This window comes from Lysinibacillus parviboronicapiens (assembly GCF_003049605.2).
Lineage (GTDB): Bacteria > Bacillota > Bacilli > Bacillales_A > Planococcaceae > Lysinibacillus > Lysinibacillus parviboronicapiens.
The window spans coordinates 1343217-1368050 of the sequence record NZ_CP073713.1; the positions used below are offsets into that span (position 1 = coordinate 1343217).

Sequence of the window (24834 nt, forward strand, 5' to 3'; positions counted from 1 at the left end):
AAGGAGGCATGTGTGATGGATACGAATCCGTTACTAGAGCAACTAACACAGCCGGAAGTTCAAACTGCTCTCGTATCATTACTACAGCAATTGCCGACATATGAAAAAAACTTACAAGCAATCGGCAATATAGTAAGTTTTGGACAAGCGGTATTACAAGATCAGCAAGCCATTCAAAAATACGACGAACTTGTACGAAGCTATAACTTAAATCTTGAAACAGTGGAAGCATTAGTTGGTTTATTAGCAAAATTGCCGAAGCTTTTACAAACGATTAATCAGTTAGAGGACATGCTCGATTTTGCAACAGCTGTGTTAGGGAATAAACAAACAATCGATTATGCAACAGCAAGTATCCACTCCTACACAGAACCTGTTGTAGAAAAAGGAAAACAAGGCTTATCGCTAGTAAAAGAAATTCAACAACAAGTAGAAGCAACAGCAGAACCAGTAAAACTCTTTACCATTATGAAATGGTTAAAAGACCCGAGTGTTCAAAAGTCACTGAAATATGTACAAGCAACACTACAGGTTTTAAATAAACAATCAAATTAAAAGGAGAGGATTTTATGTTATTACGTTATTTCTATGATGAAAAATTAGCACACGCTTCTTACCTGGTAGGTTGTCAACGAAAAGGCGAGGCAGTGATTGTTGACCCAATGCGCAACATTGAGCCATACATCCAAGTGGCTGAAAAAGAAAATATGAAAATCGTTGGGGCGTTAGAAACGCACATCCATGCCGATTTTGTAGCAGGTTCTCGTGAGTTAGCCGATCGTTTTGGTGCAACAATGTATATTTCAGATGAAGGCGATGAAAACTGGAAATACCAAAATTTAGAAGGCATTAACCATGTGTTATTAAAAGATGGTGACAAATTTGAACTTGGTAAGCTGACTTTTGAAGTAATGTATACACCAGGTCATACGCCAGAATCAATTTCATTCTTGTTAACAGATGGAGCAGCGGCAGACAAACCAATTGGCATCTTTACAGGTGACTTTGTATTTGCTGGGGATATTGGTCGACCAGACTTACTTGAAAAAGCAGCAGGTATTCAAGGTACAGCTGAAGCAGGAGCAAAAGTGATGTATACATCTGTAGAGCGCTTTAAGCAATTACCAGACTATTTACAAGTATGGCCAGCTCATGGAGCAGGTAGTGCGTGTGGGAAAGCGCTTGGTGCAGTACCTTCTACAACCGTTGGCTATGAAAAACAATTCAACTGGGCAATGCAATTTAACAACGAGCCAGACTTTGTGAAAGCATTATTAGACGGTCAACCAGAACCACCTTATTATTTTGCAGTGATGAAATCAGTCAATAAAATTGGTCTTGCGTTAATTAAAAATTTACCAGAGCCACAAGCTATTACTTCTGTTGAAGAAATTGAAGGATTGATTGCAGCAGGGCAGCAAGTAGTAGATACACGTGATGCACAAAGCTTCTCACAAGGACATATTAAGGGAACGAAGAACGTGCCATTTAATAACGCATTCACAAACTGGATGGGCTGGATTGTTAACTACAAGGAACCTTTATATTTACTAGTTGATCCTGCTCAGATGAATGACATGCTGATCGCACTTCGATCAATCGGTATTGACCAAGTACTAGGTTATGCACATGTAGAGGCGATGATTGAGCAAGCGAATGTACTAGATTCATATGAAAATGTTACACCTTCAGAGGCAAAAGTTATGATGGACGCAGAAGATGTAGTTGTATTAGATGTGCGTAATCTAACAGAATATAACGAAGGGCATATTGAAGGTGCACAGCACATTATGGTGGGTACATTAAAAAATCGTTTAGATGAAGTACAACATAAAAAACTCATTGTTCAATGTCAAGCAGGTGGTCGTTCTGCTATTGCAGCCAGCATATTAAAAGCAAACGGCTTCCACAATTTAGTCAATATGACTGGCGGTTACGGTCAATGGGTGAAAGAAGTAAAATAATTAATCAATATCAAGAGTGCCTTCTAATGTGAGGCACTCTTTGGAGGTTTCATATGAAAGTTTTACTAATCGGTGTAGTAGGCATTGTCTTAGCGCGTATTTTTTATATCCGTCTTGTCCCCGTCAAACAGGTGAAAGTCATTCCGTATCGCCAAGTAGATGAGGCACATCAAATATTTGATGTGCGTGATTACAATACAGCAGGCTGTTTAGTTTATGATAGTAAGCATATTCCATATGGCTATCTGCCACGTTTTTATACAGAAATCGAAAATCGCCCCATCCATCTGCTTGTAGAAAGTCAAATGGATTTAAATATGGCTAGCCGTTTTTTACGAAAAAAAGGGTATAGTGTAAATAGTTATACGATGATGAAAAAAACCGTGTAAAGTAAAAGCGATGATTTATAAGGAGGCGTAAAATATGCAATCCCGCCTACAAAATGAGTATTTACAGCAAATTTATGAGCATATTCAAGATGGTATTATCATTATGAAGGAAAGCAGGGAAATCATTATGATGAACCCAGCTGCACAACGCTTGACGGGTTGGCAGATTGGTGATTTTGTGCCGTATTGCTCCTATTGTATGACCCGAAAAAAGGAGCACAGCGAATCAACGTGCTATCTAATTGCGAACAATGAGGTGCCTTCATTTTTATCGGAAATGCCCACATATCACGGGAGAAAGATTGATGTCGAAATGAGCACAGCCGCAATTTATGCTAATGAAAATACAGGGGAAACAGAATATCTGCTTGTATTACGTGATCAGGAAACATTTAAAAAAGCACAAGAGGCGGCCATCAATAAAAAGATGATTCGAGCATTAATTGAAGCAAAAGAATCAGAACATAAACGGTTAGCGCAAGAACTACATGATGGTGTCGGACAATCATTATTTTCGGTATCTGTTGCGCTGCAAGCAATTGAATCATTTGTTCAGGATAATGCCCAGTTGAATGAGTATATTTCCGAGGTACGTGCGGAACTGCAAAGGGTAATGAATGACATTAACGCGTACTCTCATCAATTACGACCGCACAGTTTAGACCAATTAGGGTTAGAGCCAACCATTCAGGCGACAATTGATGCGATTAAAATACCGGATTTGGCTATTCAATTAACGACACGTGGTCTTGACCGATGTGACCCAGCAGTCGAGATTAATTTGTATCGCATCACACAAGAAGCGCTGCATAATATTATTAAATATGCAAAAGCAACACAAGTGCATATCCATATTAAAAAGGACAACACGCATATTTATATGACAATTCAAGATAACGGGATTGGCTTTGAACGAGAGAAGATTCAAAATGCGGGGCTTGGTCTAAAGCATATGGAAGAACGAGTCGATCAGCTGGGCGGCACTTGTACAATCATGTCAAAATTAGGACAAGGTACATGTATTGATATTGTCATTCCGAGATGGAGGCCGCAACATGATTAAAATATTGCTCGTCGATGACCATGTTTTAATACGAAAGGGCATTGCACTTCTTTTAGGGAATTATCCAGATATTACAGTTGTAGGAGAGGCAAGTGACGGGGAAGAGGCGATTCAGCTTGCCTACCAAACAGAGCCGAATGTGATTTTAATGGATATTTCGATCCCAAATGGTTTGGACGGTTTTACTGCTACGAAGGAAATTAAAAAGAATTTACCTGAAATGAAAGTCATTATGCTGACAATGCATAACGAAATAGCCTATATTCAACAGGCGATGGAAGTTGGGGCAGATGGCTATATTTTAAAAAATAGTCAAGGTGGCGAAATGTATGAAGCGATTCAAAGTGTCTATACAGGACGCCGCTACTATGAAGTCGGATTGCCACGAGAACAAATCGAAAAATTATTTAAGAAAAAAAGAAAAAACAACCCAGATATTTTATCAACGCGTGAACAAGAAATTGTTCGATTAACTATTTTAGGATTTACGAATATGCAAATTGCAGAAAAGCTATTTATTAGTGCCAAAACGGTAGAAAACCATAAAGCAAACATTATGCAAAAGCTACATTTAAATAACAAGGCAGAGCTCATTCAATATGGCATTACGAATAAGTACATTACGTAGTATGCGAGGGCTGTCCAATAAAATCTGCTCATCCTTAAAATAGGTGGGCAGATTTTTTGATATTTTTATATTTGTTAGTGGTTGAAGTTGAAAAGAATTTCTAAGACCGTCTTTTTGTATAGATTAACCTCTTCACCGTACTAAGAGTAAATTTTCGGGCAATATCTGCACGGGATTTTCCATTTTCATAAAACTTCACTAATTTGCAATTTAAATTCAGATGTAAAAGTGCGACGTTGCCGTGACATAGTAGCACGCTCCTTAGTTGGTAGTCTGAATGTACTAGCCCTTATTTTTATGTCCAACTTCGTGTAGACAATACAGGCCAACATTCTGTAACGAAGAACAGTTTATCATCCGTTTTTACCCTTGTCTTGAGCGATAAAGCAATCGGCTTTATCGCTTTTTACATGCTAGATGCTGAGGGGAAGAATAGAAACTTGTTCATCCTCCTCCTCCCAATAGTTTCCCTCATGTCATTGATTTTCCGAACACACAAATCCGCCTTTTTCTCCGGAAGTATAGGGGCTTCCCCCTATACTTTAGAAACAGCGCACTCTCTATACTTAAAGTAAATAAGGTAGAAGGAAGGTGTGTACGATGGATTTTACATTCATCGTCGTCATATTTTTAATTGGTTTTATTGGATCATTCGTATCGGGGATGGTAGGTGTTGGGGGATCCATCATTAAATACCCAATGCTCTTGTATATTCCTCCGTTATTTGGATTAGCTGCCTTCACCGCACATGAAGTATCCGGTATTAGTGCCATTCAAGTATTATTTGCATCGATTGCAGGTGTATGGGCATATCGAAAAAGCGGCTATTTAAACAAAACGCTTATTCTTTATATGGGTATAGCTATTTTAGCAGGCAGCTTCATCGGTAGCTTTGGTTCCAGCATGTTATCAGAAGCGGCAGTGAATATTGTATATGGTGTTTTAGCCTTGATTGCAGCTATGATGATGTTTATTCCGAAAAAGCAAATTGACGATAAGCCGTTAGATCAAATTACATTTAGTAAACCACTCGCAGCGAGCCTGGCGTTTATTGTTGGGGTTGGTTCGGGGATTGTTGGAGCAGCAGGTGGCTTTTTATTAGTACCAATTTTACTGGTTGTATTGAAAATTCCAACACGTATGACGATTGCAACGAGCTTAGCAATTACGTTTATTTCATCGATTGGTGGAACGGTCGGCAAAATTATGACTGGGCAAATCGACTATGGACCAGCAGCGGTAATGATTGTGGCAAGTATACTTGCGGCTCCACTTGGCGCAAAGATCGGCGGCAAGCTCAATACAAAAGCACTACAAGCTATTTTAGCACTATTAATTTTAGGTACGGCCATTAAAACATGGTTAGATATTTTATAAGAGGTGATTGGTTATGGAAAAATCGAAAGGATTTATGATTACGAGCTTCACCATTTCAGCTGTTTTTTTAGTAGCGGTGATTACAACAATATTTGGAGTTTAGGAGTGAATCTAGATGGAACAGGCAACTGTCTTTTGGAGTAGGGCATTAACCGAATTAACGTTATCTTTCCATATTATTTTTGCAACACTAGGTGTGGGTGTACCGTTAATGATTTTAATTGCTCAATATGTAGGCTATAAGAAAAATGATATGCACTACACGATGATGGCAAGACGTTGGGCGCGTGGCTTTACAATTACAGTCGCAGTTGGGGTCGTAACAGGTACAGTCATCGGCTTACAGCTATCGTTACTGTGGCCAGACTTTATGGAATTAGCAGGGCAGGTCATTGCACTACCGCTATTCATGGAAACATTCGCTTTCTTCTTTGAGGCGATTTTCTTAGGAATCTATTTATACACATGGGATCGATTTAAGAATCCAAAAAATCATATATTATTGCTTATTCCTGTAGCAATAGGGGCATCAATGTCAGCCGTTTTTATTACGATTGTCAATGCCTTTATGAATGCACCGCAAGGGTTTGATATCGTCGATGGTGAGCTCATTAATATTCAGCCAATTTTAGCGATGTTTACACCGGCCATGCCGACAAAAATCGGGCATGTACTCGTAACAAGTTATATGACGGTAGCTTTTATTTTAGCGGCGATTGCAGCGTATAAGCTATTGCGCGGCGAAGACCATATGTATCACAAAAAATCATTATTTATGATGATGAAATTAGGTGTTATTTTCTCTATTGCTTCTGCATTAGTTGGTGACTTTTCAGCAAAATACTTAGCCGAATATCAGCCTGAAAAGCTAGCCGCAGCGGAGTGGCATTTCGAAACAGAAGAAGGGACAGATTTAATCCTCTTTGGTGTACTAGATGAAGGAGAAATCAAGTATGAAATCCGCATTCCTAAAATGTTAAGCTTTTTAGCTAGTAATGATTTCAATGCAGAAGTGATTGGGTTAGATCAATATCCAGAAGACGAACATCCACCACTCATGACCCACTATTTCTTTGATATCATGGTAGCGATCGGTATGATGATGATTGTCCTTTCAGTAGCTTATTTAGTAGGAAAATGGAGAAAGTGGCAGTGGGTTGAATCAATAGGGTTCCGAGTGCTGATTGTTTTAAGTGGTCCATTATCACTTGTAGCGATTGAAGCAGGTTGGTGGTTAGCGGAATTAGGACGACAACCATGGATATTATATGGCATTATGCGCACAGAAGACGGCGCGACAAATGCTACCGGCGTAGAATATTTATTTATCGCCTTTGCGATTGTTTACTTTGTGTTGGCAATCGGCAGTTTAGTCGTATTATGTCGCATGTTTAAAAACAACCCGGTTGAAAAAGAATTAGCAGCACGACAAGGCGGTGAATCTGTATGGCATTAGAAATACTAGGTATTTCGGTACTTTGGCTCTTCTTATTAGGCTATGTGATTGTCGCATCGATTGATTTTGGCGCAGGATTTTTTAATGCCTATAGTTTAATGCGCGGCAATGACCATATTGTGTCAAACATTATTAAGCGGTATTTATCTCCGGTATGGGAAATTACCAACGTCTTTTTAGTCTTTTTCTTTGTTGGGATTGTTGGATTCTTTCCGCAAAGCGCATATTACTACGGTACCATCTTATTAGTACCGGCTTCCGTTGCGCTTATTTTGCTAGCAATTCGCGGTAGTTACTATGCCTTTGAATCTTATAGCGGTATGAGCGGACATAAAGGCTATGCACTCGCTTATGGGGTGTCAGGTCTTTTTATCCCAGCTGCATTTTCGGTCATTCTAACGATTTCTGAAGGTGGTTTTGTGACGATGCAAGGCGACCAGCCAGTTTTAGACTACAAAGCATTGCTGACAAGCCCATTATCATGGTCCATCGTTGTATTAAGTATCATTGCAGTACTGTATATCTCAGCTGTCTTTTTAACATGGTACGCACAAAAAGCAGGGGATCATAAAGCATGTGAATTGATGCGTAAATACGCTCTTATTTGGGCGGTGCCACTTATTGTTAGTGCACTGGGCATCATTATCGAGATAAAGTCGCTTGGGAATTGGCATTATGTCCAAATGGTTGATTTATCTTGGTTGTTTGCGCTATCTGGCATTGTCTTTTTAGCGACAGTTTGGCTATTATGGGCGAAAGTAAAATATGGGTTAGCCGTCATTTTATTAATCTTCCAGTTTGCGATCGCATTCTTCGCCTATGGGATTTCACACTATCCATATCTACTTTATCCGTACTTAACGATTCACGATAGTTTTACGAATGAAGCGATGGCCATTGCACTCGTTGTGGCATTTGTCGCAGGCTTAGTATTGCTTGTACCTTCTTTATATTTAGTATTTAAGCTATTTGTCTTTAACAAAGACTATGTATCTGGTAAAGAAGAAACACATGTATAAGGAGTGTAAGAAAATGCATGATTTTTTAATTTTTTATGCACCGATTCTAGTAGTCATTGTATCGATTGGAGTAGCAATTATGGCTGCACTGAATACGAAGTTTTTGTAATAAAGCTGTGATTTCAAAATATTTTTGACGTATTCCTTTGTTTTAGGTATGATGTCAAACGAATAATACCGACATTTAAACGGGAGAGGTTCATAGCTGAAACCCTCTATAAAACTATGGAAGTCTGCTTATTACGCCTGTCTATGGGACTACCCCCAAACGTATAGAAAAATAAAAAAGCATCTTCGATTGAATTTGGGGTTTACTGGTATGCTCCCCATTAAGTAGACAGATTAAAAAATAAAATCTGTTTATCAAATGGGGAGATTTTTTTATGAGAACGTGTAGTTTTTCAAAAGAAGAAAAATTAGAGATTTTAAAATTTTATCATACTGGCCAATTTACTCTTAATGAAGTTGCCGAATTATATAAAGTGCATCGTGATACGATTAAAGATTGGCAAAATGATTATCGTTATTTTGGAGAAGAGGGTCTTGAACGATTAAACCAGCAGAATCGTTATGCTAAGGAATTAAAATTAGCGGCTGTCCGAGACTATCTTTCAGGCGAATTTTCATTAAGAGAGGTTGTAAGAAAGTATAGACTTTCTAGTAGATCGGTTTTAAGGAATTGGATAAAAAAGTATACTAGTCATAGTGAATTAAAAGATTCGGGTAAAGGAATGAGCCAAACTATGACTAAAGGTAGAAAAACAACAGTACAAGAGCGCATTGAAATAGCACAAGTTTGTATTGCCAACGATAAGAATTATCAAGTAACAGCTGAACAATATGCGGTTTCTTACCAACAAGTATATCAATGGGTAAAAAAATTCGAAAAATACGGGGAATTAGGCTTGCATGATCGCCGTGGGCGTACAAAGTTAGAAGAAGAGTTAAGCACTGAAGACAAGTTTCGTTTAGAAATCCAGCGTATGGAACGTGAAAATGAACGATTACGTGCAGAAAATCTCTTCTTAAAAAAGTTAGAGGAAATCGAAAGGAGGCGTCGTTAAGTAAAAGCCGTATACATAGCCGTTATATTGCCATTCAAGAATTAGCAGCGAAGGAAGCACTGCCAATCATTTTATTATGTGAAATTGCCGATGTTACACGTGCTGCTTATTATAAGTGGTTGAACCGTCAGTCATCAGCACGAGAAATCGAGAATGAACAGCTTCTAGAATCAATTCAGTACCTTTATACACAAGTAGATGGGATTTATGGATATCGTCGCATCACACTTACAATCAATCGTCATCGTGAAAAAGTAGATTTACCGAAGGTAAATAAAAAACGTATTTATCGTTTGATGAAAATGTGTCGATTAAAATCGGTGATTCGTCGAAAACGAAAAAAATATCGTAAATCGAATCCAGATTATGTAGCAGAAAACATACTCAGTCGCAAGTTCAAAGCAGATAAACCGAATCAAAAATGGTGTACAGATGTCACGGAATTTAAATATGAGAATGGTAAAAAGGCTTATTTAAGCGCCATTATTGATTTATACGATAATTCGATTGTGAGTTATGTATTAGGGCACTCGAATAACAATAAACTTGTTTTTCAAACGATGACACTAGCCATACAAAAATTAAAAGAGGATGAGCATCCACTTATTCATAGCGATCGTGGTTATCAATATACTTCAAAACTTTTCAAACGTATGATAGATGATGCCGAGATGGTACATAGTATGTCTAGAGTGGGACGTTGTATCGATAACGGACCAATCGAGGCTTTTTGGGGTACGCTCAAATGCGAAAAATACTATTTAAATAAATATGATACATATGAAGCGCTAAAAAAAGCAATTTTAGGATACATTTCGTTTTATAATTCAGAGCGCTATCAAGAAAAATTAAACAGCTTGAGCCCCTTGGAATTCAGGTCTCAAGCCGCGTAAAGCATTTTTATTATTTCCACTGTCTACTTGACAGGGAGCAGTTCATACATACTTAAACTTCAATTAGGAGGTGTTTTTTCTATGGGAACAGGAGTGAGTTATCCATACGAAGTAAACATGAAGGCTATTGAGAAGCGATTGGCTGGTACATCAACGAGAAAATTGGCGTAAACATCATGTGGATGTTTTTTGCATATGTCACAACAATGAATGGAAAATTAAATCCAAATAAATCGAATCTGAGGTATTCAACTAACGTCACAGGATAGTTGGATAAGGTATTAAAAACGACATCAATGGAGGCTTTTTTTCATACTATATATTTGGGGTGGAAAAATGCCAAGAGTAAAATACCGTGAAGCAGACATTGATTTAATGGCAAGGATGATGAGAGCGGAAGCCGAGGGTGAAGGAAAACAAGGGATGTTATATGTTGGCAATGTAATTGTTAATCGTGCTGTAGCAAATTGTTTAGACTTTCAAGATGTAAGAACAATTGAAGATGTCATTTATCAGGTACAAGGAGGAAATTATTCTTTTGAAGCTGTTCAAAAAGGGAATTTATTTTATCAAAGAGCGAGATCGACTGAAAAAAGATTAGCAAAACAGAATCTGGATTATTGGAGACAACATCCAGCGAAATTCGCCCTTTGGTATTTTAATCCATATGCTCCCTGTCCTCCTACATGGTACGGTCAACCTTTTACTGGTCAATTTAAAAATCATTGTTTTTATGAACCAGCAGCTGAAACATGTGAAAGTGTCTATTACGGTTAGATTGTCTGGAGGATTTTTAATAATTTTGGCGTTTTGATTTGGTGTACTTTTATCTTAAGAAATAAAAGGGAACTTCCTGGTTAGCGGGTGTTCCCTTTTTTAGATATCAAACATTTAGTTTTACAGTTACAATACAGTCGTTAAAAAACAAATAAAGATGTTTGAATAGGTAGACTGAAATTGGTTATCATTCCAACTTTAATTGTTTCTTCGTAATCGCTGAAAGAAGTGAGGAAATCGCTGATAGGACCGCGGAAATCGCCGGTAGCCTCGCGAAAAAAACAGCTGCCAGACGATGAAAAAAAGCTGATAGCCAGAACTGTAATCAAAGCTTTTGAAATCACTGTTGAAAGCTCCATTTTTGCATATGTACCACGGAACTCTAAGCATATACTGTGGTGAGGGAGGGGGGAGGTGAGCATTTATGAGAGTTAACTGGAGAATACGGTTAATGCATACACCATTTTTATTGGCGTTGTTTTCCTTACTGCTATTACTCGCACAGCAAGTGGCAGCTATTTTTGGCTATGAATTAACAAGTGCGATGAGCGATCAGCTAACGTCCATCATTAATACAGTGTTATCGATTCTCGTTTTAATGGGGGTTATTGTTGACCCTACTACACGAGGCACCCGAGATAGTGAACGTGCACTCATGTATCGAAAACCGAGATAAAAAAATTATTAAATACACCAAAAGTGTAATTTTACAATAAAGTTGACTATGGTATAATGTAATAAAATTGGAATAGTAAGGAGGATGATTGAATGTCGCTAGAATTGGAGCAGCGAATCGCCAAACTAGAAAAAGAGGTTGTGGATTTGCGGCAAGAAGTGGATGCGTTGAAGCAGTCACCTGCTGTTGACAAGACAAGTACGCTGAATGCCAGAAAATCCATGCTCGAACAAACTTCTCCAACGCCAACACCCAATCCTAGACCAATGCCTGTTCATGAAAAAACGGTGCAACCACAGCGTTCATTAGAGGAGCGCATTATGTGGGCATTACCGAAAGTATTTATGGTTATTTTAGTGCTAGGAGTGCTGTGGGGCTTAAAACTCGTGAGTGATTACGGCTACTTGTCGAACGAGGTAAAAATCATCCTCGCCTATATTTTATCTATTAGCTTAGCTGTCATAGCTTATGTGATAGAGGTTAAAAAGTTTGGGTCATCAGCCATCATGATTTCCTTATACGGTGGCGCATTTATTATTGGGATTTTAACCACAGCGGCTGGTGCTATTTTATACGAAGTACTTGGTTTAACAATGGCACTTATCATTGCTGTTATATTCATTGGTTATGGCATTGCCATTAGTTATTTCAAGAAAAATGAGGTCCTTACACTATTTGTGGCCTTTACCTCATTATTACTACCATATTTATTAGAATATATGGATTTTAGCTCTGTCATTATATTAATCTTTGTCATCGTTCTATTTTCCATGTTGCAATTTGTCATTCTTCAACATAAACAGAAAATTGCTCTATATGTTGCGACCTTTTTCACTGTACTAGCTGTTAGCGTTGTAGCGTTTATGAACAGTGACAACCAAGTTGTGTTTGCGATAGGTATGCTCATTGTACTTGCTCTCTATTTCATGAGTTGGTGTCGTTTATACAATCCCGAATCCACATGGAAACATCTACATGTTGGAATGCAATTTAGCCTTGGGACTTTTAGTTTATTACTCATGAATTTAATCATAAGAAATGTCGACTATAATGAGTTATTGCTGATCGTGTTACTTAGCTTATTTGTAGCTGTAGCGAGTTATGGCTATAAGCAAAAATGGCAGGAGGCATTTGATAGTGCCGTAACACTCGCTTTTATCACACTATGTAATACGTTACTTGTTATGAGTTTGCCAGAGAAAGTGGATCATTTGTTATTCCCGTTCATTGTATTTGCAGGTGTTATGATGGGTTTACGTTTGCGAGCAAGCTTGATGAAAGTCGTCGGCTCATTGTTATTTGCGATTACTCTCACATTAAGCTTTATTATCCATGAGCCGACACCATTTTTCAGCATAGATCATGCTAGCTTGTTGATGCCTGGAATATATCTCTTGATTATATATGTATATGCAAGACGTCCAAAAGAGACGCTGACTACATTTGAAAAGTTGATGAAGGATCTATATGTACTCGACTTGTTAGCTGTTATCACGACTGGCTATATCCTAGCGTATGTTGGCAAGCTCGATACCGCCTATTTTGCAGGTGTTAGCGAAATACCGCATAGCATGTTTATCCTTTTGGCGCTAATATTTGTCCTATCGCTTTTACTACCTGTAAAGTGGAAGGGACGCGCATTAACACCAGTACTAGGTGTGTTTTTCCTGTTCTTTACACTGCTGCTGACGGTCCTTCCATACAATATGCAAGGTATTGAATGGATAAATCTAGCAACAAGGCTTGTTTACATGGCTGTTATTGTGGCAATTGTTATTGATTTGCTAATGAAGGGACGCATCTATCAACTATATGAAGAACGCATGGCAAAATTCTTGGATACTACTGTAAGTGCAGGGGTTGTGCTTGTCATGCTAGCTATTTGGGGCTTTGTGTACCAGCTTGCCTATAACAGTCTACTCGATTGGAAGCTAAGTATTGCCTTATCGACAATGACACTGTTCCTTACAGCAAGTATCTCACTTTGGCTGAGTTCAGTACATCATTTGCGAAAACTACGACTTACTGGCTTTGCAGTATTAGCCATTGCTTTTATAAAACTCATATTCTTGGATTTATCAGCACTAGATTTACTAATAAGAGCCATACTATTTATCACGATTGGTGGCATTGGCATGCTGTTGTCGGGGCGATTGTTGAGGAAATAGTAATGCGAGAAATAGAGACTGTTGTTCATAAAAGAAGCATTGCGCTCTGTTGCACATTATCGGTAACATAAGTGGCTTGTAGCGCAACAGCAAAAAACAAAGGCAGATGGAAAAAACGAGTTGTTTTCTCCATGTGCCATATTTGTGAGGGCAACCCTTGTTGTCATTAGATTTCCATTAAATCTTCTTCGGTAATTAAATGTTCTGGATCACTATAATCTGGTGTTGAACTAGGAGGGAAAGGGGGTGGGACGATACCTGGTGCGTAAGTAACTGTTCCATAGCCATTTCCCAGATAGGATTGAGCTATAATTACACCTTTGAAATCTCCACCAAGAGAAACTTTAGCGTTTGGGGCCAGAATATATTGTCCAGTTGGTTTTCTTCCGCCTCCAATTGTTACATTCGAGCCGCCGCTAACGATATTACCGCTAATTCCACCGCCACCACTTAAAGCTAAGTCCGATTTTTCTGCATATAAAGATGCAGCGATTAAGCTTCCGCCGTCATCTATCTTAGGTATCTTAGTTCCTGCATAGTATACATTTATATTATTTGGGTCTCTATTCGTTGTACCTAGTGTGCCAGTGATGGTAAGTGAATTTTTCACATAAATATTTAATTTACCATTGCCCTTTATATTAACAGTAGCATTACTTCCGATGCTGAAGGTATTTTCTACTAATAAATTCACTGTTTTATCACCAATATCAATGGTAATTCTTTTACCGTCTGGCACAGAGAAATTATTTAGCTTCGCATCTTCAGTCAATGTTAATAATTCTCTAGAGTGTGGTGGATCCGAACCAGCGGCGTAGTTCCCGTTTGTTAGCGGGAAATCTTTCGGATAACTTGATGAGGCCAAAGTATTAAAAATACTGTTCGGGAATTCTGGTAATGATATTTCAGGTACCTTTGTATCAACAAGTCGGTCATTAAGCTTTTCTCTATTGATTAACCAATCTGGTGCATCTAACGGTTGACTAGTTCCCACAGCCCCAGTAATATTGGCAGACCCTTCTAAATAAATTGAGCCGGAATTCGAAACTGCACTGCCATCGATTTTAGCAGACCCTTCTAATCGAATGTTTCCAGTCGTTTGTACTGCAAGATTTGGAAGGTTAGGACCATTTCCACCTCCATTTTCACCATCAATATCCGTTAATAATTTCAAATTTAAATCTACATCAATGATTTGTTCAACCGTACGATTATGTTTAACGATGTTATTAGGGCAACTTGCTGTAGGAGAAGAGTCTAAAAGATAGCCGGTTGATTCAATATTTATTTTCAACGGTGATTCACTTTCTATAGTCACTTTGATGCAAGCTTCGGGTTGCTGATTAAACTGGGGTTCGAAGTTGCTGTAAGAAACAGGTTGACTTGGTATGTCATCCTTGATTTTGTCGATAAACATTTTGACAAAATCAATTTTATCTCGATCTTCTTTTTTCGTTTTTTTGTGTTTTTCTCTTGTCCAGTCGTATGCGTTATAGACTATAGTATAAACTTCTTGTTTTTTTACATTTAGTGCAGCTTCAGCAATATAAAAAATAGATTGGTCGTTTCGTTCATGCTTCGTAGTATTTAAGGTGTTTGAAGTGACGGACATTAATCCAAGCCCTAATACTGCTATCAAAACAATAACAAAGAGGGCAATAACAAAAGTGTAACCATGTTCATTTTTACATAAATATTTCTGACTCACTTTGCTCCCGCCTTTCTTAAATATAATTCAGTAGTACTTGTTTTACCTTGCACATTTGTAATTTTTATTGTAATGGCTTGCCCGTTCATACTAGCTTGAAAATCTTGAATACCTGTAGAAAGAATTACGCCATTTCTATTCAACATTTGTTTTTTGTCATCAAAAACAAAACGAATTTCTTTATCGGAAATATCTTTGTTAATCGTTAATTGTGTTGAAGAATCAATTGATACAGACTTAGGATTTTTACGTATTTCTTTTGTGATGACCTTTAATGCATATGCAGCATCATTAATATCTTTATTAGTGTTGCTTTGTTTTACATAGGTGTTTGAACTTTGACTGATAATGGAGTATACAGCTAGCAAAATAATGCTTGCAATGACAGTAACGGCTAGTGTTTCTACAAGTGTTAAACCACATTCTTTCTGGTGTTTCATTACCTAGCCCTCCATTCATAAATGTTTTCCATTTGAGCTTTTGCCGTATTGCTCCCACATGATTTCTCTTTGTCACACACGTAGATCGTAAAGCGCGTTAACGTTTTATCTATGTCAATAATTTTCAGTTTATAATTAAAAACATTATTTTTTTCTATTGTCACATCTCCTTCCTTCTTAAAATAACCACTGTTATTTTCATCTGGTTCATAACCTTTGGTAACAATCGCTTGTTTGATTTGTTGTTCTTTATTCTCATCTTTATGAATGACAGTCGTTTGGGTTAGATTGTAAAATCCCTCCATCTCTTTCTGAGCATAGTAAGTGGCATCAAAAATATGATTGGCTGTTTTGGTCGTTTTGGCGGTGTTCATAAAGAATGAGAAAAAGCTCACTAGAATAATAGTGATGATAACGAGCGAGGCAACAACTTCAACAAGTGTAATGCCCGATTCGTTGTTTTTTACAAACATCATGTTCACTTCCTTTAAACGCTGAGAATATAGATATGTACTTTAAAATACTGTTTGAGTTTAGATCGAAATCATAATAACTGATTTTTCTTAGACTTTAACTGCCTGAAATTAGTATTTCATTTAAACGTAGTGAAAATGGTGCAATCCCTATTGCCTAGTATAAAAGATGTGTGTATCGATAATATATCATTTATTTAACTATAAAGTAGGCTGTTTTTCGAAGTTTTTATGGACAAAAGAAAAAATTTTAGAAAAAAATGGGTTGATAGTAGTGCCATTAATGTTATTTTGTAGTATCCTTGAAAATGTAATGAGTATATAGTATTAAAACTAGTTGAAACATATATAATTTAGTAGCAAATTAGGGGGGCAGGCTATGAAAAGATACTTACAAATAGCAATGATGTTGATAGGGGCAGTGCTAATAGTAGCGGTCTGTCTGCCGAATATTGTGTTAAATGGCACAGTTTTTGCCAAGGAGGATACCAAGGAATCAACGATTGGTGGTATTGAAATCGAAGGAATAAAAGACGCAGCGTTAGAATCAACCCTACAGGCAGCAATAACTCAATGGCAAGCGACAGCAATCGTAATTAGTGGTGGAAATACTTCCATAACGCTAGACGCTAAGCAACTCTCTTTTGATACTTCAGCAGCAATCACACAATATGAATCGCTGACAAAAAAACCATGGTATGCATTTTGGCAAGAGGATAAAGTGGTGCATGTTCCAATTCCCGTCACAATAAATGAAGAGAGTATTCAGCAAATTGAGGCAGTAGACATTTGGCAATCAGAAAAAACACTTCTTAATATTTCTTCGCAGGCAAGTCTTTTGCGCAATCATGAAATTGAAGCAGTTGTAAATGATGCCTTTATGCAAACAGAGGAAAGAATCGGCTTCCAAGTAGTGGATATACCTGCCGAGGCCATTGGGATTCCTAAAATCATTCCCTCTTTACAAGAATTAAATTTAGTGCCGAATAAACCAGTGTCCTTGCTGTCTTTGTTAGGTGAACAAACAAGCGCTGTAAGTGAAGCAGGACTAAACTTTCTTGCTTCAACGATATACAGTGTTGTGCTTCAAGCAGACTATGAAATAATTGAACGTCACGCACAACAGGTATTGCCTAGTTATATGCAAAAGGGCATCGAGGCTAATGTAAATGTAGCGTTACATAAGGACTTACAATTTATCAACCGCTCTACACTTACTGGAAAGTTGAAAACAACTCTTGAGGGCAATCAATTAAAAATAGAAATTTTTGCACCGACAAAGGACAAAGAAATTACTGTTCGTGTTACTAAAGATAAAATTGTAAAACCTCGTATTATTTATCGGTATTCTGATGATTTAAAAGTTGGGCAAGAGAGAGTGGAACAAGAAGGTCAAGAGGGGTTTCGTGTGGAGGTTTATCGTTCCATTGTTGAGCATGGTACAACGGATGAACAGCTTATAAGTAAAGACTATTATGCGCCTGAAAATCGGATAGTTACACGCTCCACGAAAGAGCCTGCCCCTGTGACTGCGCCAACACAAAATGCAAGTGCAGCTACAGCAGACCCAGATTTACAAATCGATCTAGATGGTAATGGTTTGTCTGATACAGACAGTTTGGCAAAGACAAATAACGATACGCAAGTAGACGATCCAGAAATTGTCTATGGTTATTACGATAAAGGTGGCAATTTTGTGCAAACGAGTCCGTGATAAAAAGGGAGGTAAGCAAATGGCTGTAGGACGTAAACGTTTAGGCGATTTACTTGTAGAATCAGCTGTTATTACAGCGCAACAGCTAGATTATGCGTTAACGACGAAAATGAAAGAGGAAAAGCTAGGGGATTTTCTTATTAAAGAAAATTACTTAACGGAACAGCAACTCATCGAAGTACTGGAGTTTCAGCTGGGCATTCCGCATATTAGCTTAAACCAATTTTCAATAAGCCCAGAGTTACTACAGTTAATTCCAGCTGAACTAGCGAAGCGGACGAATATTATGCCTATTCGTAAGGAGAAAAACAAATTATTTATCGCTATGGCAGACCCGATGGATTATTTTGCAATTGAAGAAGTTCGCATGACGACAGGCTGTCAAATAGAGACAAGTATTGCGGCTAAGGATGATTTGTACCGTACGATAACGAAATACTATGATTTACAAGAATCGATGGATGCAGCACTACAAGATTTAGGTGCTTTGGGAACAGACACGCAAGAAGAAATCGAAAACGAAGATTCGCCGATTATGCGTTTAGTGAATCAAATAATAGCGAACGGTGTGGCGCAGCGAGCGAGTGATATCCATTTTGATCCTCAGGAAACTGAACTGCGTGTGCGCTATCGAGTGGATGGGGTGTTACGTACCGAGCGTTCATTGCCCAAACATATGCAAAATGTTGTTCTAGCACGTATTAAGATTATGGGCAATTTAAATATTACTGAAAATCGTATTCCGCAGGATGGGCGCATTAAAACGAATGTTAATTTCAGACCAGTTGATATCCGACTATCAACGTTACCCACTATTTACGGGGAAAAAGTTGTCATGCGTATTTTAGATTTAACGAATGCGGCAAATGACATAGACAAATTAGGTTTTAGTGAAAGCAATGAAGCACTTTTCCGCAAAATGATTGCCCATCCAAATGGCATTATGCTAATTACAGGACCAACAGGCTCAGGAAAATCTTCCACTTTATATGCTGCACTTAGTTATTTAAATCAAGAGGGCGTCAATATTATTACGGTGGAAGACCCAGTTGAATACCAGCTAGATGGCATCAATCAAATTCAGGTTAAAGAAGAGGTCGGTTTAACGTTTGCGACTGGTTTACGCTCCATTTTACGTCAAGATCCAGATATCGTTATGGTTGGTGAAATTCGTGACCTTGAAACAGCAAAGATTTCTATCCGTGCGTCACTGACAGGCCATTTAGTGTTAAGCACATTGCATACAAATAGCGCAGTGGAATCTATTTCACGCTTACATGATATGGGGATTGAACCATTTCTTCTATCCTCTTCACTTGTCGGAATTATGGCTCAACGCTTAGTACGAAAAGTGTGTCGAGATTGTCCAGAAACATATGCATTTACTTCACGTGAACTCGAAATTCTAGAAGAAAACGGGATCGAAGGTGTAACACATGGCAAGAAAGGTCGTGGCTGTCCAGCTTGCAATCAGACTGGTTACCGTGGACGTATGGCAATTCATGAAATTTTGCCAGTTGACCGCACAGTAAAAGACATGATTTTAAGTCGTATGGGTGATAGCGTCATAAGGGATTACATGAAGCAAAAAGGCTATCATACGCTTTTAGTGGACGGGCTATTAAAGGTCGTTGCTGGCCAAACGACCACATCAGAAATATTACGCGTAGCAAGCGCAGACTAGGATGTGACATAAATGACAGCATATTCAATTGTTGAACTATTAACCCGTTCATTTGAGGAAAAAGCATCTGATCTACATTTAACGAAAGGCATTCCCCCTGTGTATCGTATCCATGGCAAGCTAGAGCCATATGGAGAAACACCATTAGAGACAGAAGATTTACAGGAAATGGTGAAGGTTATTTTACCAGCACATAAACTACAGGAATTTGAAGAGAAAGGCGAGACGGACTTTAATTTTTCCTTGCCTGGAAAATGCCGATTCCGTGTCAATGCCTACCATCAACGCAATGAAGTAACAATTGCGGCACGTTTAATAGAGGCGCAAATACCGTCCATTGAATCACTCAATATGCCAGAAGTACTGTATCAATTGGCAGAAAAACCCCAGGGGCTTATTTTAGTAACGGGGCCAACTGGTTCAGGAAAATCCACGACCTTAGCGGCAATGATTGATTACATAAATGAAACGCGTGCCAAGCACATTATCACACTAGAAGATCCGATTGAGTATTTACATGCTCATAAAAAATCAGTCATTAACCAACGGGAAGTAGGCGTCGATACGAAGAGCTTTGCCAATGGTTTACGGGCTTCATTACGGCAGGACCCCGATATTATTTTAGTTGGTGAGATGCGCGATTATGAAACAATTTCGACGGCAATTACTGCTGCTGAAACAGGGCACTTAGTCATGGCAACCTTGCATACTAGCAGTGCACCAACCACAATCGACCGCATTATTGATGTGTTTCCACCACATCAGCAAAGTCAAATCCGTGTGCAACTTGCCAATGTACTGCAAGGAATTATTTCACAGCGTTTATTTGTACGCAAAGATGTAAAGGGACGTATTGCAGCAACTGAAATTTTGGTACAAGCACCTTCCATTGCCAACTTAATTCGCAATGAGAAAATTCACCAAATTCCAAGTGTGATGCAGACAAGTAAGGCTCTGGGGATGCACACACTGGAATCATCCATGCAGCACTTAATCGCTACAGGAAAAATTTTATTAGAGGATGCACGACCATTTATGAACGCTGGTGATTATAGTTGACAGTATTTCGCTATAGTGGTCGCACGAAAACAGGGGCACAAAAAAAGGGCACTATTGATGCGCCAAATAAAAAAGTGGCAATTGATAAGCTACGTGCACAGGGCATCAATGCACGAGATATTCAAGAGTCCAATAGTATTTTACACAAGGACATCGCCTTTGGTACCAAGGTCAAACATCAGGATTTCGTCATTTACTGTAGGCAATATGCCACGCTCATTCGTGCGGGCGTATCTGTAGTGGAAGCCACTCATATTTTAGGGGAACAAACAAGGAGTAAGCCATTAAAGCGTGCCTTGATGCAAGTTGAGGAAGACATTCGAAGCGGTTCGTCGTTTTCAGATGCCTCTGCCAAACATCCTAAAGTATTTCCTGTGCTCTTCATTAACATGATGCGGGCCGGTGAAGCAACTGGAAACATCGATGATACGCTTGAGCGATTAGCAGGCACACTAGAAAAACAGTATAACATTAAAAAGAAAATTCAATCCGCTATGACTTATCCAGCAGTATTATCAGTTCTAACATTAGTCGTTGGGATGTTTTTAATGGTCTTTATCGTGCCGACCTTTATGGATGCCTTTAAAGATATGGATTTAGAGATGCCCTTAATTACCATTATTGTCGTGGGCATCAGTGATTGGCTAATTGAATTTTGGTATATCGTTATTTTGGCACTACTTATTGTAGTAGTCGGATTTAACTTTTTTTATAAAAATAACAAGGATTTTCACTATACAGTCAATGTTGTGCTTTTGCGTATGCCTGTCTTCGGGCAGCTCTTACAAAAAGATGTGATTGCACGAATGACGAGAACACTGGCTACTCTTTTTAGTAGCTCTGTACCCATTTTACAGGCGCTGACGATTGTTGAAAAAGTAGCGGGGAATCCCGTTATTGGCAAGGTGGTACTAGAAGCCCGCGATAATTTAGAAAAGGGTGGCACTTTATCGGAGCCATTAGAAAAAACCTGGCTATTTCCACCGCTCGTCACACAGATGACGTCAATTGGCGAACGTACAGGCTCGTTGGATTACATGCTTGAAAAAGTAGCTGATTTTTATGAGGACGAGGTTGATCGCGCTGTTGATACATTGAAGTCATTAATCGAGCCTCTGATGATTGTTGTGCTTGCATTAGTGGTTGGTGTGATTGTCGCAGCGATATTTTTACCGATGTTCCAGCTATATGAGAATATGTAAAATTGGTTGTTCATTAAATTTGTTTTGTTTGGCGTAATCAGAGTACCTTAACTAGCTATTCATATAAAAGTTATTCACATAAAAAATTCAAGGAAGTCCGTGTACACACACTTCATATAATAAAATTTCAAGGAGGAACCTACTATGTTCAAAAAATTACTAAACAAGAAACACGTGAAAAATGAAAAAGGTTTAACTTTAATAGAGTTACTAGCAGTTATCGTTATCCTAGCGATTATCTCAGCTATTGCAATTCCAGCCATTGGTAACATCATCGAAAACTCACGCTATAACGCCGTGAAAGCAGATGCGATTAATGTCTTAAACGCGGGTCAACTTTATTACACAGAGAATCCAGCGGGTGATACAAATGCTACAGGAGGTTCAACTGTAAAATCAATTACAGTGGATCAATTAAAATCTGCTAAATACTTGGATACTGCGGGTAAAATTCCTCTAACTGCAATAGTGGAAAATGCTAATCCTAAAACATTAAGTGATGCTGTAGTAACTTATAGCGGGTCTAAAACAGTAACTTTTGATGGCGCAACAATTGAAGGTATTAATGAAGATGATAAAAAAGGGAGCGGTGAAGGTGGACATACTATAAAAGGTGCAAAGGAATCAACACAGTAACCTCCAACTGGAAGCTGACATAGCTTCAAAATGATCAGTCCTCCCAACTCAGCCAGAAATGAAGAATTCCTAGCGTTTCTGGCTGGGAAATGGATGACTAATTGAGGGAATCGTTTATACTGAAATGGAAAAGGGGGTCTTTTCACATGTTTAAGAGAAAGCGAAAGTCGCATGTTTCAATAGAATTAAAGGATTATGTGTTACGTGCGATTGTGGCGAAAGGACCGGAGCCTAGTCAGTGGCAGGGCTATGAGTATCCTTTAACACCGGGCATTGTTGAAAATGCGACCATTGTTGAAGAAGTAGAATTATTTGAAATTATAAAAGAGCAGGTAGTGAAATGGACCGGGAAAAAACAAGCTGTGCGTATGTTTGTGCCGGATACTACGGTGCTTTTAAAGAGTTTTGATTATCCGAAAGATGTTAAGCTTCACGAACTAAGGGGTTATGCAGAAATGGAGCTTGGGCATTCCATTCATTTACCATTCCAAGATCCGTTGATTGATGTGTATGATCCTGAGCCAGACGATGGGAAGGCTATGTTATTTGCGGCTCCATCGGAAGAGATAAATAAAATGGTCGGTATGTTCCTTGATGTTTCTTTAGAGCCGGAAGCTGCGGATATTCGTGCGTTGTGCAATATTCGATTGCTAGAAAATTTGCATGTTTTAGTTAGTGATAAAACATATCTAATTGCTGATTGGTCTATCAATGAACTGTCCATTAGTATTTTTTCGCAAGGTCAGATAGAGTTTTTACGTTATCAATCGATCGAAACGGATTTAACACAATGGCAGAATAAAGAAGAGGATGATTTTAGCTATCGATTTAGCTATAGCAGCGAAATCGATGATTACCGCATGGTCGTGATGGATCAGGTGCTTGAAATTGACCGTATGATGAATTTCTTTAAATTTTCTTTACATAAAGGTGAAAAATCAGTCGATGAAATTATCGTACTCGGTGATAACCCACTACTAAAAACAATTGGCCATTTATTGGAGTCTAATTTAGGCGTACCATTAACAGTTGTAAATGAAGAAATGGTGAAGCAGTATTTCCCAGCCTTTAAAAGAGAGTTTTCGACGTTACTTGGCTTGGCTTTAAAGGAGGTAAATTAATGGTTCCAAACATTAACCTCTTACCACAGCTCGAAAAAAAGACAACATCGCCAAAGCTTTTATATGGCATACTTATTATAGCGGTGGGCATTATCATCGCCTATGTATTCATGATGTTTTTCACTGCTAAAAGTGAGATAAAGGCTTTAACAAACGAAGAACAAGCGTTAATGGAACAAAGCGAGCAATTACAGCAGGAGCTAGATATGCGACAAAGTGTCAATGAGGGGTCATTGGAGCAGTCCGTACAATTTGTGCAAAGTGTTTCTTATCCGGTGACACCACTGATAGATGAAACACGTAATTTGTTGCCAGTCCATTCCTATTTACGTAGTTACGAATTTGGTGCGGATACTATCAATATCATAGTAGATTTTGAATCAATGACAGCTATATCTACATATGTTGAACGGCTTCTTGCAAGTAATTATTTCAAAGATACACAAATCAGTTCGATATCAAACTTTAATGTTGAGCTTGGGGAGCACATAGAGCAAACACCGGAGCAAAAGTTTAAGGAAGTTCCTCGTTATGCAGTGACAATTACAGCGACTATAGATTATATGTATTTAGCTGGAGGTCGACGCTCATGAATAAGTTAACAAGTAGTAAAAATTCATCAATCTTGTTACTAGTAGCTTTAACTGTAGCACTATTATTTGCACTCTATTACTATTTACTACTGCCAAAGCTCGATGAAGTCGAAGCAAAAGTCAGCAATGTTAACCAACTTCAACAACAAATTACAGAGATCGAAGGACAACTTACGAAGCTAGATGAAGTGCAAGGTGAACTGGTAAATATATTAACGTTGCGTCAAAAAGTGCCTGAAACAAGGGCCATTGAAAAAATCATTTTAGATATGGCTGAAATAGAAGAAGTGTCTGGTACGCGATTAGAGTCATTGAATTTTAATAATTATGATACGGCTGTGGCACAATCAGAGGTCACAGAGCCTAACATGGTTGAAAAAGCACAGGCAGAGGTAAACGGGGAGCAGACCGAAGCGGATGAAAATTTGCCAGTTTCTTCAATTGCAAAGGAAACGTTGCCTGCTGAGCTGAAGCTAGTGACATTTAGTGTAGAAGTCGCCGCTTTAGATTTTACTGCACTTGACAGCTTTTTGAAGGAAATAGAAAAACTAGAGCGTGTCATGAAAACAGATACGATTAGCTTTAGCTTACCAGGGGAACAAGATCAGCTTGATGAAGATGCAGATTTAACCCTACAGGCAACCGTTCAAGTGACAACGTTCTATTATGAAGGACAACAATGATACATAGGCGCACATACTTCAAATGTATGGGCGCCTATTCGTTTAGG

General features: G+C 38.4%; 24 protein-coding genes. 21 read left to right on the forward strand and 3 right to left on the reverse strand.

Annotation, left to right across the window (positions count from 1 at the left end):
- Positions 1–15 precede the first annotated feature (15 nt).
- The 13 genes from C9J31_RS06275 (at position 16) to C9J31_RS06330 (ending at position 13474) form a co-directional block, all read left to right on the forward strand.
- Positions 16–555 carry a helical membrane plugin domain-containing protein gene (locus tag C9J31_RS06275; RefSeq protein WP_107947906.1) on the forward strand — a complete coding sequence of 180 codons (540 nt, stop codon included), beginning with the start codon at positions 16–18 and terminating at the stop codon, positions 553–555.
- Positions 556–569: 14 nt separating this feature from the next.
- Positions 570–1964: an MBL fold metallo-hydrolase gene (locus C9J31_RS06280; RefSeq protein ID WP_107947908.1), complete on the forward strand. Its 1395-nt coding sequence runs from the start codon at positions 570–572 to the stop codon at positions 1962–1964.
- A gap of 53 nt (positions 1965–2017) precedes the next feature.
- Positions 2018–2353 carry a sulfurtransferase gene (locus C9J31_RS06285; RefSeq protein WP_107922984.1) on the forward strand — a complete coding sequence of 112 codons (336 nt, stop codon included), beginning with the start codon at positions 2018–2020 and terminating at the stop codon, positions 2351–2353.
- Positions 2354–2387: 34 nt separating this feature from the next.
- Positions 2388–3416 carry an ATP-binding protein gene (locus tag C9J31_RS06290; protein ID WP_107922983.1) on the forward strand — a complete coding sequence of 343 codons (1029 nt, stop codon included), beginning with the start codon at positions 2388–2390 and terminating at the stop codon, positions 3414–3416.
- Positions 3409–4044, forward strand: coding sequence for a response regulator (locus tag C9J31_RS06295; RefSeq protein ID WP_107922982.1), 636 nt, complete (start codon positions 3409–3411; stop codon positions 4042–4044). The genes C9J31_RS06290 and C9J31_RS06295 overlap by 8 nt, the downstream gene beginning before the upstream one ends.
- A gap of 600 nt (positions 4045–4644) precedes the next feature.
- Entirely contained in the window at positions 4645–5421 is a 777-nt protein-coding gene (locus tag C9J31_RS06300; protein ID WP_107947910.1) for a sulfite exporter TauE/SafE family protein, read from the forward strand.
- A 115-nt stretch (positions 5422–5536) separates the two neighbouring features.
- On the forward strand, positions 5537–6877 hold the full coding sequence (locus C9J31_RS06305; protein WP_107947912.1) for a cytochrome ubiquinol oxidase subunit I: 1341 nt from the start codon (positions 5537–5539) through the stop codon (positions 6875–6877).
- Positions 6868–7896, forward strand: a complete 1029-nt coding sequence (locus C9J31_RS06310; RefSeq protein WP_107947914.1) for a cytochrome d ubiquinol oxidase subunit II — start codon at positions 6868–6870, stop codon at positions 7894–7896. Before C9J31_RS06305 ends, C9J31_RS06310 begins: the two co-directional genes overlap by 10 nt.
- A gap of 13 nt (positions 7897–7909) precedes the next feature.
- On the forward strand, positions 7910–8005 hold the full coding sequence (gene cydS / locus C9J31_RS24210) for a cytochrome bd oxidase small subunit CydS family protein (protein WP_420798407.1): 96 nt from the start codon (positions 7910–7912) through the stop codon (positions 8003–8005).
- A 274-nt stretch (positions 8006–8279) separates the two neighbouring features.
- A protein-coding gene (locus C9J31_RS24215) for an IS3 family transposase (RefSeq protein WP_420798456.1) occupies positions 8280–9853 on the forward strand; the annotation gives its coding sequence in 2 pieces (ribosomal slippage) (positions 8280–8922 and positions 8922–9853; 1575 coding nt in all).
- A 336-nt stretch (positions 9854–10189) separates the two neighbouring features.
- Positions 10190–10630, forward strand: coding sequence for a cell wall hydrolase (locus C9J31_RS06320; protein WP_107922978.1), 441 nt, complete (start codon positions 10190–10192; stop codon positions 10628–10630).
- Between the two features lie 424 nt (positions 10631–11054).
- Entirely contained in the window at positions 11055–11306 is a 252-nt protein-coding gene (locus C9J31_RS06325) for a phage holin (protein ID WP_054767178.1), read from the forward strand.
- 92 nt (positions 11307–11398) lie between these two features.
- On the forward strand, positions 11399–13474 hold the full coding sequence (locus C9J31_RS06330; protein WP_107949799.1) for a DUF2339 domain-containing protein: 2076 nt from the start codon (positions 11399–11401) through the stop codon (positions 13472–13474).
- 166 nt (positions 13475–13640) lie between these two features.
- Here the strand turns inward: C9J31_RS06330 and C9J31_RS06335 are convergent, their stop codons facing one another.
- Genes C9J31_RS06335 through C9J31_RS06345 form a run of 3 tightly spaced genes read right to left on the reverse strand, consistent with a single transcriptional unit; the run spans position 13641 to position 16098 of the window.
- Complete coding sequence (locus C9J31_RS06335) at positions 13641–15182, reverse strand: DUF7305 domain-containing protein (protein WP_107949797.1); 1542 nt, start codon at positions 15180–15182, stop codon at positions 13641–13643.
- Entirely contained in the window at positions 15179–15622 is a 444-nt protein-coding gene (locus C9J31_RS06340; RefSeq protein ID WP_107949796.1) for a prepilin-type N-terminal cleavage/methylation domain-containing protein, read from the reverse strand. Before C9J31_RS06340 ends, C9J31_RS06335 begins: the two co-directional genes overlap by 4 nt.
- Entirely contained in the window at positions 15622–16098 is a 477-nt protein-coding gene (locus tag C9J31_RS06345; RefSeq protein ID WP_107949794.1) for a type IV pilus modification PilV family protein, read from the reverse strand. The genes C9J31_RS06340 and C9J31_RS06345 overlap by 1 nt, the downstream gene beginning before the upstream one ends.
- Before the next feature lie 376 nt (positions 16099–16474).
- On the opposite strand from C9J31_RS06345, the gene C9J31_RS06350 reads away from it, so the two are divergent.
- The 8 genes from C9J31_RS06350 (at position 16475) to C9J31_RS06385 (ending at position 24787) form a co-directional block, all read left to right on the forward strand.
- Entirely contained in the window at positions 16475–17809 is a 1335-nt protein-coding gene (locus C9J31_RS06350; protein ID WP_107949792.1) for a VanW family protein, read from the forward strand.
- 19 nt (positions 17810–17828) lie between these two features.
- On the forward strand, positions 17829–19493 hold the full coding sequence (locus C9J31_RS06355) for a GspE/PulE family protein (protein ID WP_107949790.1): 1665 nt from the start codon (positions 17829–17831) through the stop codon (positions 19491–19493).
- A 12-nt stretch (positions 19494–19505) separates the two neighbouring features.
- Positions 19506–20552: a type IV pilus twitching motility protein PilT gene (locus C9J31_RS06360; RefSeq protein WP_107949788.1), complete on the forward strand. Its 1047-nt coding sequence runs from the start codon at positions 19506–19508 to the stop codon at positions 20550–20552.
- A complete protein-coding gene (locus C9J31_RS06365; RefSeq protein ID WP_107949786.1) occupies positions 20549–21754 on the forward strand; it encodes a type II secretion system F family protein in 1206 nt (401 codons plus the stop codon). Before C9J31_RS06360 ends, C9J31_RS06365 begins: the two co-directional genes overlap by 4 nt.
- A gap of 144 nt (positions 21755–21898) precedes the next feature.
- Positions 21899–22390: a prepilin-type N-terminal cleavage/methylation domain-containing protein gene (locus C9J31_RS06370; RefSeq protein WP_107949784.1), complete on the forward strand. Its 492-nt coding sequence runs from the start codon at positions 21899–21901 to the stop codon at positions 22388–22390.
- 146 nt (positions 22391–22536) lie between these two features.
- Positions 22537–23511: a type IV pilus biogenesis protein PilM gene (pilM, locus tag C9J31_RS06375; RefSeq protein WP_107949782.1), complete on the forward strand. Its 975-nt coding sequence runs from the start codon at positions 22537–22539 to the stop codon at positions 23509–23511.
- Positions 23511–24104 (forward strand): PilN domain-containing protein, encoded by a 594-nt coding sequence (locus tag C9J31_RS06380; protein WP_107949780.1) that lies wholly within the window; start codon positions 23511–23513, stop codon positions 24102–24104. Before pilM ends, C9J31_RS06380 begins: the two co-directional genes overlap by 1 nt.
- Positions 24101–24787, forward strand: coding sequence for a hypothetical protein (locus C9J31_RS06385; protein ID WP_107949778.1), 687 nt, complete (start codon positions 24101–24103; stop codon positions 24785–24787). Before C9J31_RS06380 ends, C9J31_RS06385 begins: the two co-directional genes overlap by 4 nt.
- Positions 24788–24834: the final 47 nt, after the last annotated feature.

Excerpts from the sequence above, each read along its gene's own strand:
- C9J31_RS06275 (WP_107947906.1), top strand. The coding sequence starts at position 16 with ATGGATACGAATCCGTTACTAGAGCAACTAACACAGCCGGAAGTTCAA.
- C9J31_RS06280 (WP_107947908.1), top strand. The coding sequence starts at position 570 with ATGTTATTACGTTATTTCTATGATGAAAAATTAGCACACGCTTCTTAC.
- C9J31_RS06285 (WP_107922984.1), top strand. The coding sequence starts at position 2,018 with ATGAAAGTTTTACTAATCGGTGTAGTAGGCATTGTCTTAGCGCGTATT.
- C9J31_RS06290 (WP_107922983.1), top strand. The coding sequence starts at position 2,388 with ATGCAATCCCGCCTACAAAATGAGTATTTACAGCAAATTTATGAGCAT.
- C9J31_RS06295 (WP_107922982.1), top strand. The coding sequence starts at position 3,409 with ATGATTAAAATATTGCTCGTCGATGACCATGTTTTAATACGAAAGGGC.
- C9J31_RS06300 (WP_107947910.1), top strand. The coding sequence starts at position 4,645 with ATGGATTTTACATTCATCGTCGTCATATTTTTAATTGGTTTTATTGGA.
- C9J31_RS06305 (WP_107947912.1), top strand. The coding sequence starts at position 5,537 with ATGGAACAGGCAACTGTCTTTTGGAGTAGGGCATTAACCGAATTAACG.
- C9J31_RS06310 (WP_107947914.1), top strand. The coding sequence starts at position 6,868 with ATGGCATTAGAAATACTAGGTATTTCGGTACTTTGGCTCTTCTTATTA.
- cydS (WP_420798407.1), top strand. The coding sequence starts at position 7,910 with ATGCATGATTTTTTAATTTTTTATGCACCGATTCTAGTAGTCATTGTA.
- C9J31_RS06320 (WP_107922978.1), top strand. The coding sequence starts at position 10,190 with ATGCCAAGAGTAAAATACCGTGAAGCAGACATTGATTTAATGGCAAGG.
- C9J31_RS06325 (WP_054767178.1), top strand. The coding sequence starts at position 11,055 with ATGAGAGTTAACTGGAGAATACGGTTAATGCATACACCATTTTTATTG.
- C9J31_RS06330 (WP_107949799.1), top strand. The coding sequence starts at position 11,399 with ATGTCGCTAGAATTGGAGCAGCGAATCGCCAAACTAGAAAAAGAGGTT.
- C9J31_RS06340 (WP_107949796.1), bottom strand. The coding sequence starts at position 15,622 with ATGAAACACCAGAAAGAATGTGGTTTAACACTTGTAGAAACACTAGCC.
- C9J31_RS06345 (WP_107949794.1), bottom strand. The coding sequence starts at position 16,098 with ATGATGTTTGTAAAAAACAACGAATCGGGCATTACACTTGTTGAAGTT.
- C9J31_RS06350 (WP_107949792.1), top strand. The coding sequence starts at position 16,475 with ATGAAAAGATACTTACAAATAGCAATGATGTTGATAGGGGCAGTGCTA.
- C9J31_RS06355 (WP_107949790.1), top strand. The coding sequence starts at position 17,829 with ATGGCTGTAGGACGTAAACGTTTAGGCGATTTACTTGTAGAATCAGCT.
- C9J31_RS06360 (WP_107949788.1), top strand. The coding sequence starts at position 19,506 with ATGACAGCATATTCAATTGTTGAACTATTAACCCGTTCATTTGAGGAA.
- C9J31_RS06370 (WP_107949784.1), top strand. The coding sequence starts at position 21,899 with ATGTTCAAAAAATTACTAAACAAGAAACACGTGAAAAATGAAAAAGGT.
- pilM (WP_107949782.1), top strand. The coding sequence starts at position 22,537 with ATGTTTAAGAGAAAGCGAAAGTCGCATGTTTCAATAGAATTAAAGGAT.
- C9J31_RS06380 (WP_107949780.1), top strand. The coding sequence starts at position 23,511 with ATGGTTCCAAACATTAACCTCTTACCACAGCTCGAAAAAAAGACAACA.
- C9J31_RS06385 (WP_107949778.1), top strand. The coding sequence starts at position 24,101 with ATGAATAAGTTAACAAGTAGTAAAAATTCATCAATCTTGTTACTAGTA.